The organism is Methylobacterium sp. WL119 (genome assembly GCF_008039875.1).
Classification (GTDB): Bacteria; Pseudomonadota; Alphaproteobacteria; order Rhizobiales; family Beijerinckiaceae; genus Methylobacterium.
In genome coordinates, this window is record NZ_VRUU01000155.1 from 1 (window position 1) to 7,834 (window position 7,834).

At 62.7% G+C, this 7,834-nt stretch carries 9 protein-coding genes and 1 pseudogene; 4 read left to right on the forward strand and 6 right to left on the reverse strand.

What is annotated here, in order from left to right:
- Window positions 1-284 precede the first annotated feature (284 nt).
- Entirely contained in the window at window positions 285-2,111 is a 1,827-nt protein-coding gene (locus FV227_RS26990) for a sodium:proton antiporter (protein ID WP_147860327.1), read from the forward strand.
- Window positions 2,112-2,201: 90 nt separating this feature from the next.
- Here the strand turns inward: FV227_RS26990 and FV227_RS26995 are convergent, their stop codons facing one another.
- The gene (locus tag FV227_RS26995; RefSeq protein ID WP_147727805.1) at window positions 2,202-2,369 is read right to left on the reverse strand and encodes a carbohydrate porin; all 168 of its coding nucleotides are present in this window, start codon (window positions 2,367-2,369) and stop codon (window positions 2,202-2,204) included.
- A gap of 391 nt (window positions 2,370-2,760) precedes the next feature.
- On the opposite strand from FV227_RS26995, the gene FV227_RS27005 reads away from it, so the two are divergent.
- A complete protein-coding gene (locus tag FV227_RS27005; protein ID WP_147727803.1) occupies window positions 2,761-3,063 on the forward strand; it encodes a hypothetical protein in 303 nt (100 codons plus the stop codon).
- 17 nt (window positions 3,064-3,080) lie between these two features.
- Here the strand turns inward: FV227_RS27005 and FV227_RS27010 are convergent, their stop codons facing one another.
- From FV227_RS27010 to FV227_RS27025, 4 genes are all read right to left on the reverse strand, one after another.
- Entirely contained in the window at window positions 3,081-3,365 is a 285-nt protein-coding gene (locus FV227_RS27010; protein ID WP_147727802.1) for a PilZ domain-containing protein, read from the reverse strand.
- The gene (locus FV227_RS27015; protein ID WP_147860329.1) at window positions 3,365-3,916 is read right to left on the reverse strand and encodes a PilZ domain-containing protein; all 552 of its coding nucleotides are present in this window, start codon (window positions 3,914-3,916) and stop codon (window positions 3,365-3,367) included. Before FV227_RS27015 ends, FV227_RS27010 begins: the two co-directional genes overlap by 1 nt.
- Window positions 3,917-4,191: 275 nt before the next feature.
- Window positions 4,192-4,587 (reverse strand): hypothetical protein, encoded by a 396-nt coding sequence (locus tag FV227_RS27020; RefSeq protein WP_147727800.1) that lies wholly within the window; start codon window positions 4,585-4,587, stop codon window positions 4,192-4,194.
- A gap of 253 nt (window positions 4,588-4,840) precedes the next feature.
- Complete coding sequence (locus FV227_RS27025; RefSeq protein ID WP_147727799.1) at window positions 4,841-5,122, reverse strand: hypothetical protein; 282 nt, start codon at window positions 5,120-5,122, stop codon at window positions 4,841-4,843.
- A 290-nt stretch (window positions 5,123-5,412) separates the two neighbouring features.
- On the opposite strand from FV227_RS27025, the gene FV227_RS27030 reads away from it, so the two are divergent.
- Together FV227_RS27030 and FV227_RS27035 are read left to right on the forward strand one after the other, a co-directional pair.
- Window positions 5,413-6,285 carry a class I SAM-dependent methyltransferase gene (locus FV227_RS27030; protein ID WP_147860330.1) on the forward strand — a complete coding sequence of 291 codons (873 nt, stop codon included), beginning with the start codon at window positions 5,413-5,415 and terminating at the stop codon, window positions 6,283-6,285.
- A 36-nt stretch (window positions 6,286-6,321) separates the two neighbouring features.
- A protein-coding gene (locus FV227_RS27035; protein ID WP_147727797.1) for an IS630 family transposase occupies window positions 6,322-7,418 on the forward strand; the annotation gives its coding sequence in 2 pieces (ribosomal slippage) (window positions 6,322-6,847 and window positions 6,847-7,418; 1,098 coding nt in all).
- Window positions 7,419-7,717: 299 nt separating this feature from the next.
- On the opposite strand, the pseudogene FV227_RS27040 reads toward FV227_RS27035, so the two are convergent.
- A pseudogene (locus FV227_RS27040) lies at window positions 7,718-7,834 on the reverse strand (IS5/IS1182 family transposase); the annotation flags it as partial.

Genomic DNA, 7,834 nt, shown 5'->3' on the forward strand with positions numbered 1-7,834 from the left:
CTCGCGACGTCACCGCAGCCGAGCGTGACCGTCTGTCCGGGGCAGATCAGGTGCTGCGCAAGGGCGACACCAGCCTGCAGGACATTGCTACCGAGCTGCGCAAAATCGATAACCGCCAAACCGACGCCGGGGGTGCGACCGCGACAGGGGCCTTGGCGGGAATCCCATAAGCTCCAACCCGTAGTAGGGCATGTGATCCGACCCGCATGACGGCGGAGGTGCCGATCCCTCAACCGGTGAAGCGTCGGCCGGTCGCGACGACATGTTTGCCCGGAGGGAGATGGATGGAACACGGTTTGGCGACAGCCGTCCTTTGCATCGTGGGCGGTGGCATCGCCGCCCAGGTGCTCGCCGCGCGCCTACGCGTCCCCGCCATCGTGCTGCTGCTCGCGCTTGGGTTCCTTGTCGGACCCGTGCTCGGCTTGCTACACCCGTCCCGCGACTTCGGGGAGAACCTGCGCCCCTTGATCGGCTTGGCGGTCGCCATCGTAGTGTTCGAGGGGGGCCTTGCGCTCGACCTCCGCGAACTCAGGGCTTCCGGCGAAGGTGTTCTCCGGCTCACCGCCTTCGCGCTGCCCATCAACTTCGTCCTCGGCACCCTCGCGGCGCACCTCATCGGCGGGATGATGTGGGGCCCCGCGTCGGTGTTCGGCGCCATCCTCGTCGTGACCGGACCAACCGTGATCCTGCCGCTGCTGCGCCACGCCCGCCTGGAGCGCCGATCCGCCGCCTTCCTGAAATGGGAGGCCATCGTCAACGACCCGGTCGGGGCGATCCTCACGGCGGTCGTCATCGAGATCCTGGTGGGCGTGCCGCACGGTGCCGGCGAGACCCCGGCGGTCGCACTGGCGATCCACCTCGCCGAGGGCGTGCTGGTGGCGGGCGGCCTCGGCATTGGCTTCGCTATATTGGTGGCCTGGGCGGTCCGGCGGGATCTCGTCCCGGAGACGCTCAAGACGCCGGTGCTGCTCGCGCTCGCACTCGTTGCCTACGTCGTACCGAACCTGCTCATGCACGAGGCCGGGCTGATCGGCGCGACCGTGTTCGGCATCGCCCTGGCGAACCGCCATGTGCCAGGCTTGGGCGAGTTGCGTCGGTTCAAGGAGGCGCTTGTCGTGCTTCTGGTGTCGTGCCTGTTCGTTGTGTTGACCGCCGACCTCGACCTCGGCGTCCTCGGCAAGTTGTCCCTGCCCATCCTCGCTCTTACGGCCGCCGTCCTGTTCGCGGTCCGCCCGGCCGCCATCTGGCTCGCGACGCTGGGCAGCGACCTGTCGCGGCGGGAGCGCCTGTTCGTGGGTTGGATCGGCCCCCGCGGCATCGTCGCGGCTGCCGTCGCAGGTTTGGCCGGGCCCCGTCTGAGCGAGGCGGGCTACGCCGGCGGCGATCTGATCCAGCCCACCGTATTCGCGGTCATCGTGGCCACGGTCATCCTCCACGGCTTCTCGCTGGGACCGCTGGCCCGGCGACTGAGCCTGTCTACCGCGGCCGAGACCCAGCGGCTCGCCGTCGTCGGAGCGTCCCCATGGGCGAGCGACATGGTCGTCGCCCTGCATCGCGCGGGCGTGCCGGTGGTACTGATCGACACCTATCCCGGCGCGCTCCAGGCCGCCCGTGACGCGGGTGTGCCAACGCTGCAGGCCGAGCTGCTGTCGCGGCATGCCGAGGAAGGTCTCGCCGACCACCCCCCGGACCATATGCTCGCTGCGACTCGGGACGAACTTTACAACGCGCTGGTGTGCACCAGACTTGCCCCCGAGATCGGCCGCGAGCGCGTCTACCAACTCGCGCCGTCGGCGGACCACCTCCTGCATGCGGACACGGGCGTCAGCCGGGATACCCGCGGCAAAGTACTCGGTGACGGCAAGATCGATTTCGATGCCCTGGCCGGGCGACACGAGGCCGGCTGGCGTTTCGAAGTCGTCCCCACGAACGGGGGTGCGCAGACCGACGTGATCGACCTGCTGATCATCAAGACGGACGGGGTGGTCGAACTCCTTTCGGTCGACAACGAGCGTGCCGCCCCAAACGAGGGGGACCGCATGCTTGCGTTCGCCGCGCCGAATATTCCTCACCTCGATATGGCGGGAGAGCCGTCTCTAGCGCACGTCTGATAAGCGGTTTGCGTACAGCGTTCAGACTCATAAGGTTCGCTCTGGGGTCGGTTGGGCATTTCCGATGGCCCGCATGAAGTTGAACCTCGCTCAGTAGATCAGCGTCGCCCGCAGGCCGACGACCGTGGCGTTCTTGATCCTTCGCCCAAGTTCGTCGCGTGGATCCGGGATGTTGCCCCCCGGATGTAAGACGTACTGCAGGTTCGGCTGAACCGTCACGCGCGGTTCGAGGATGGCCTGGTACGTCGCCTCGAACAAGGCCGCGAACCGTTTGCATCGGCATCGGGATCGCCATCAACCGCGTGATCGTCCGGCCGCTCGGGCGGGTGATGACCTTCGTCGAGCAGGTCGGTCAGGGCGACCTGTCCGGGACGCTTGGGGACGGCGCCCACAATGAGATCGGTCGCCTCGGGTGTCGGGCAAGGTCGCCAGCATCAATCCTGTTTAGGATAATTGGGCACGCCTGGGCTGTTGTGGCGGCCAAGCACAATGTGAGATGGCGGCTTATCGAAGAAACTTCATGGGGCGAGCGGAAAGCGCGCAACCTGACCTATATTTTTACTTTTCATTAACTTTGATATCTAATTCTGCGAATGCTATTTGAGTGCGCCGGCTGGCTCGCAGAGCATTGTAGGACCTGAAGTCTCGCTTGTATTTTCTCGGTTTTATAGGAATTCAAGGGATGCCAATTGATGCCACGCCCGATCCTGATGAAGTTCCCGTTCGGCATATTACAGGCGCTGTCAGTATCGTCCTAAACGGGCAGACCGTCGCGCTCAATTTGTTCACGGACCGGATGGCCGTGCTCATGGATGGCAGCGTGCAGCCTGATCCCATTGTAGCTGCGCGTCTACGCCTCGATCTGGCGATGGCCAGAGAAATCCGCGATCAGCTCGATGCCCACCTCAGCGGTCTCACGACAAGTCCAAGAGGTAGTTTGCAGTTGAACTGATGCCTTTCGCTGAAGGGCTAATTTACTTCGAAATCCCATGGTTTCGAAATGAACTGAACTCCGATTGCCGCGCTTTCCCGACGCACGATCCTGCAGGTATGCTGAACGTCATCAGAATCGATCAGCAGCGTGAACGCCTCCAGCACCCTGATTGCTGACGGCAGGGTGAGCTTTGCCCCCACGTCTGAGACGTTTCGGACTGTGCAGTCCATCACTGATGCCCCGTTGGGGAAGATGATCTTGACGGCCTTCAGAACTCGCTTGCGCGGCGCACTGCGGCGCTCGATCTCTGGATGTCCCATCACAGCACCGCTTGTTCATTGAAGGTCGTTGGGCTGTATGGAAGCTTGAAACGAACAGCGATCCCGTCGGCAGTATGTCGGACGACAGTGGCGAACCGCTTTCCGACGGTTACGGCTGAACCAGGATCAGGTCGTTCACTCGTCGCGAGGGCCACGCCTGACATCGAAAGATCAACGATTTCTGCGCCGACGGTCTGACCGTTCGATAGCGTGACGCTCACAGCGCGCCGGGTGGGTACGATCCGGGGATCATTCCGCTGATCGGCCGTGTCGTTGACGTGAGCACGAAGCCAGGCGAGGCGATCGTCGATCCTCGCTTTGCGCTCTGCACTGGCTTCAACGAGCAGAGTGAAACCAGCGGAACTCACTTCGCTTATCCGCCCAGGCACCACGCCGATTGCATCAAGATAGCACGTCGCCTTCATGCCAAGGCGGACTGCTGGTAGCCCGCCACGCCTTCTTACTTCGACGCGTGCACTTGTTGATATGATGGCGACGCATGTCGCTTCACTGTTAGTCTCCAGAAGAAATTTTCCATAAGTTTCAATCATGTGGCGTCATATATATGGCTAGATTACTATTACTGTTCCTATATAGCAGCTTAGACGTTTACAAATTATCTCAGGTTGAACGGACTGCAAAAATTGCTCCAAAGGCAACCTGGCTGCAGCGGACTTCACGAAAACCCGCTCCCCGCATGATCCTTGAAGGTGTTCGCCGGCCTGACATATCCAGGCGCCGTGCGCGGATCGCGGTGTCCGGATGAGCCCCTGATCTAGGTGAGATCAGCGCCCCGGTCGGCCGCACCGGAAGCGACGTTCAGCCTTCAACCCAGCATGTCGAGGGTCTGGAGCCACGCATGACACAGGGTGGGCCAGACACTTGCGGGTGTGTCAGGCTCCCCAATGCCGAAGCCATGGCCGCCCTTGCTGAAGCGGTGGAACTCGACTGGTACGCTCATGTGCCGACAGACCGTGTCGAGGATGCGGCTGTTCTCCGGACTGATCACGGGATCGTCGTCGGTCTGCACGAGGAAGAGCGGCGGGCAGCCCGGACGCAACTGTGTCTGGAGCGACCAGGCGGTCCGCGCTTCGGGCTTCGGCTGCTCGCCGAAGAGGTTCCGCCGAGTGCCCGTATTGTCGTAAGGCGGCTCCAGCGTGACGACCGGATAGATCAGGGCCGCGAAGTCGGGACGGGCCAACTGCCGATCGATCTCGTCCACCGGCGCGTAGGTGCGTAAGCCGGCACGCACTCGGTGGCACAGCGATCGCTTACGGCCACGGCGTGGGGCACTTCCGTTTCACGCTCATTCCTACCCAAGTCGCACTTAGCCCCGCCGGCATCCGCCGCGCGGGGCTCTTTCGTTCTCCGTTAACCAGCCCGCGCTACGACCCAGCCATCGAAGGGGTTCCTCTGGCCCTGACATCACCTCAGCCCGCCCGGTAGCCGCCGTGGCGGGCTTTTTCGTACCTGCACTACCCCTCAGCCGGATACACCCCGGTCGCCCGCCATATCCGAATTCGGAGCAGCCGGATCTGCGCGCGCCGCAGCGCCGAGCCGGCATAGCCCTGAAGCGCTGGATCGCCTGGCAGCCTCAGGATCTTGCGGTTGTTCCGACAGGTCCGGACAGCTCGCGTGCGGTGCCAGACGATCTGCTCAGCCAGTGAGGCGCGTTCGTACAATTGATTGAAGCCCTCGCAGATCTCGCGGATCTCGGGAGCAAGTTCGTCCGTCAGGTCGGTTTTCTCCATCCGCATCGCGGCTTCCCCTGCGATCTCGGATGGAACTGTCGCTCAACGAGCGCCCCCGCGCCAGCGAAGCGAAGCGAAACCTTCCACTAGGATGAACGTATCCAACCTCAGGGAACTCGTCAGACAAGCCCGCCCGGCGTCCGCTGCGGCGGGCTTTCCATGAGTCTAAGCTCGAAATCCGCTAGCGCCTACGGAGAACATCTGATGACAGCTCGCCTTTGTCTCTCTTCAGATATCAGATTGAAACACCACCGCTCTATCGCCTCTCAGGGCTGTCCCAACGTATAGGAACGAGGATGGTGTTCATCGCGGGGAACTTGATAGCTTGCGAGGATTGGATGCCGCCCGTGTCACCCGAAGCTCCGTTACGCCCTCCTGCAGCTACCATTGCCGAAGATCGCGGCGTTCACATCGCCGTCGACGAAGCGCTGCTATCGAGCAGCGACCAGAAAGAACTCGTGTTCTGGTCAACGGATCGCGGTGAGGGGCCCGAGGCTGACCTCTTCGAGAACGTGATCTACAAATCGCGGGTCATGATCGCGTTCCAGTCCCTGCTGGATCGCCTGCAAATCCGACCGGGCGATCAGGTTCTCAAACTAGGCGCGGGCCACGGATGGGCCAGCGTAATGGCGAAATCTCAGGTTCCGACAGCCCACTTCGCCGCCACCGATCTCAGTACGGATGCAATCCGTACATCCGAGCTCTATGAAGGCCTGATCGGTGCACGGCTCGATGAGAAGTGGGCCTGCTCCGCCGTGTCGTTACCGTTCAGCGACAACCGCTTCGATCTCGTGTTCTGCTTTGCGGCCTTCGACCACTTCATCATCGGCCTACGCTACGAGGCTGTCCTGCGGCAGGTGCATCGCGTGCTCAAGCCGGGCGGGCGGCTCGTGATGCTCTACGAACCGTCTGCACCGCCGATCCTCTACGGCCGCGCCAAACGCCGGACCGAGAGTAAGCGCCACGTCGCCCAGGTCGACGAGGACGTTATCCTGATCGAACGGCTGCGCCGGGACGCGGAAAACTTCTGTTTCGACGTCAAGGTCGAGTTCCACCCGGAGTACAGTCAAAGGATCGGGATTGCATCAACGGTCTATTACTACGTCCTGTCCGCATTCCCGCTTCTACAGAAATTCCTGCCCTGTACGATTAATACCAAGCCCCGTTGAATATGACTCACGCGAGGTAGCATCGCGATCCAGGTCGTGATTCACTTTTCAGGTTTGGAGCCTGAGGAGGATGTAATGGCTGCTCCGGTGCCACTGCGATCGGATTATGGTGCCGAAGCTTTGCGCGCTCTGGCCAAGGTATCGCGCAATCCGGCCCAGATCCGCCTCCTGTTGGCGCTATCGGTGATCTCGGCGGGCGGCTCGCGCTTGGAGGCGGCCGAGATCGGCGGGGTCGGGTTGCAGACGGTGCGTGACTGGGTGTTGGCCTTCAACGCGGCCGGTCCGGACGGGCTGATCGACGGCAAGGCGCCTGGTGCCCGTCCGCGCCTGAACGCCGGGCAGCGCGATTTCCTGAAGGCCCTAATCGAACAAGGTTCGACGTCCGCCGCTCATGGCGTAGTGCGCTGGCGCTTGTGCGATCTGGCACAGATCCTGGTCGAGGATCAGAGCGTGTCGATCTCCGAGCAGACCTTGAGCCGGGTCTTGCGGGCGATGGGCTACCGCAAGCTCTCAGCCCGTCCGCGCCATCACGCCCAGGACCCGGACGCCGCAGCTGTTTTTATAAAAGCTTCCCCCACCGTCTGGCGCAGATCGGGCAGGCTGTCGGCGGCAAACCCGTAGAGGTCTGGTTCTGCGACGAGGCGCGGGTCGGCCAGAAGAACACCCTGACCCGGCGTTGGGCAGCACGCGGAACGCGCCCCTCGGCTCCCAAGGATCAGCGCACGCAGTCAGCCTACATCTTTGGGGCAATCTGCCCGGCCCGAGGCGTCGGCGCGGGCCTGGTCATGCCCCGTTGCACCACGTCGGCCATGGCCCATCACCTTGAAGAAATCTCCGCAACCGTCGCGCCCGGCGCCCACGCTGTCCTCCTGCTCGATCAGGCTGGCTGGCACACCACGAAGAAGCTGCGCGTTCCAGGCAACATCACCCTGCTCCCTCTTCCAACTCGTTCGCCCGAACTCAACCCGGTCGAGAACCTCTGGCAGTTCATGCGAGAGAACTGGCTCGGCAACCGGATCTTCCAATCCTACGCCGACATCCTCGACCACTGCTGCGACGCCTGGAACAAGATCGTCGCCCAGCCCTGGCGCATCATGTCCATCGGAATGCGCCGATGGACCCATGGGTTCTGATCAACAAGGGTTGGTATAAGCTGATGGGGCTGCTGAGGAACCAGCAACCTTACCCTGCCCCTGGCACTCCCGTGTGTGCTGCAACCGAGTGAGCAGGTTGTCGAATAGGCGGTGCCGGGCCATCTTGGATCACTGTCGGCCGCGCTTGATTCGGTCTGGAGACCTACCCCTTATGGCTCGCCTCGAACTGTCCGTCCTGTCGCTCGCCTTTGGTGTGACCATGCTGGCCACACCGGTTTTGGCGCTATCGCCAAGGACTGTTCCGTGAAGTACCAAGCCGCCAAGCAGGCTAGGGCGTGTCATCGCTTGAGCCAATCGAGGGCGGCTGCGAGGGAGAGGACGCCCATGAAGCTGACGGCAGTCTTCTCGTAGCGGGTGGCGATGGCGCGCCACTCTTTGAGCCTGGCCCAGAGGCG